Annotated in this window: 1 protein-coding gene; it reads right to left on the minus strand. The window is 59.0% G+C overall.

Annotated elements, in window-relative coordinates:
• Positions 1-53: 53 nt before the first annotated feature.
• Positions 54-1,488, minus strand: a 1,435-nt coding sequence (locus ACFDR9_RS27660; RefSeq protein WP_409033071.1) for a DUF2345 domain-containing protein, incomplete at its 5' end; no start/stop codon positions are given.

A 1,488-nucleotide genomic window follows, 5' to 3' on the forward strand; every position in this document is an offset into this window, starting at 1 on the left:
CAAGCAAGGCCATGGCATGCTTGAGGTTCTGCTCCGGGCCTTCAACGGTAATCCTATCCCGCTTGCCGCATAGCGGCTGAACAGTCACCTTTTTTCTGTTGTTTTTCGCCCGGCACGACATCCGTGCAGTCTTCCGGTACGCGTAACAGCGCGATCCGCGCTTTTCCTATTTTTCTGGCATCTAGCCCAAGCTTTGGTGTCATTAGCTCAACGTAATCTTCCATCTGCTTTGTCTGTACCCAGTCATTTGGAAACTTGATCTCCACTGCTGCAAACACGTTGTCGATCTCCCACGGCTTCTGTCGGTATTCCGGAATGACCAGATCGGGCGCCAAACTTCCACGCGGCCGGGGCCAGAATGGAAATACGCTGCTAATCCGGTGCGGGCGCGTCGGCGGGGTGCCGAGATACCCTTTTTGCGTTGCCCGATTGTAGTTCGGTTCGGCTTTTAACGGGCTCTTCCAATCGAGCATCAGGTCGATGGTTTCGAACATCAGCGACGCCGTGGTTTGTTTCAGTGTGACTTCAATCGTACCTTCGGGAATTTCGCCGCCTATTTTTTTGCGGATACGCCGGGGTACTTTGATCGGTGCCTCCAGCGCCAACTTGCACACGATGCTGATCGCGGGGCGGAAAGGGATCTTGCGCTCGATGTATTCCTTCCACTCGAAGTTTTCATTGCCCCGGCGCGAGACGGTGCTTTTTCCGCCGGGGTCGACCAGTGCGAAGGTCGAGCATTTGACCTCGATTTCCTGCGACATGCTCTCGATGACGCCGCGAATTTTGTGCTTGATCAGTTCCTTGCTCTGCGCCGCAAGCTGCGCGTCGCTGCTGGCCGGCCCCGCCAACTCCTTTAAGCTAGCCTTGAAATCCATTTTTCCCGGCCCGTGAATCATAATATTGCCGCCTTCGAGCTTCAAATAGGCGCCCTGCGCCGTCATCAGCACATGCTCTTTCGCGGCGATGTTCACGCTCTGGGTGACGCTGGCCACGGTGACTGCCTTGTCGGCGGTGATGCTGGTCTTGTCCGACTGGCTCTGGCTGCTGACCTTGCCGGACGCCGCGTGCAGTTTGATGCCGGTTTCCTGGTTCGGCTTGTCCTTATTGCCGGCCTTGCCGTAGGTGAACAGGCTGACGCCCGCCTTCACCAGATAGTAGCTGTTGCCTTGCGCGGCGAAGTTGATGTCCTGCCCGGCGGTGACGCTGCCGGTGTTGCCGGCGGCTAGGATGGCGTTCGCCGGCGTGGTCGCGGCGATGCCCGCCGGGCTAGACAGTTGCAACTGCGCTTGTGTGTAGGCCGTCACCGGAGTATGCCCGCCGCCGCCGTCCGTGCCCTTGAGCACCTCGACGCTGTTGGCCATCTGTGCGATCGCCGGCAATGTGTCTGGTGCCGGCTCGGCCTGGCCCTTGTCGTCCTTGATGCCGGCGTTGTGCTTTTGCGCGGTGCCGGCCATGCTCAGTTGCAGTTCGTGGCTGCGCTCGATCTGC

This window comes from Janthinobacterium sp. CG_23.3, assembly GCF_046115965.1.
Classification (GTDB): Bacteria; Pseudomonadota; Gammaproteobacteria; order Burkholderiales; family Burkholderiaceae_D; genus Janthinobacterium.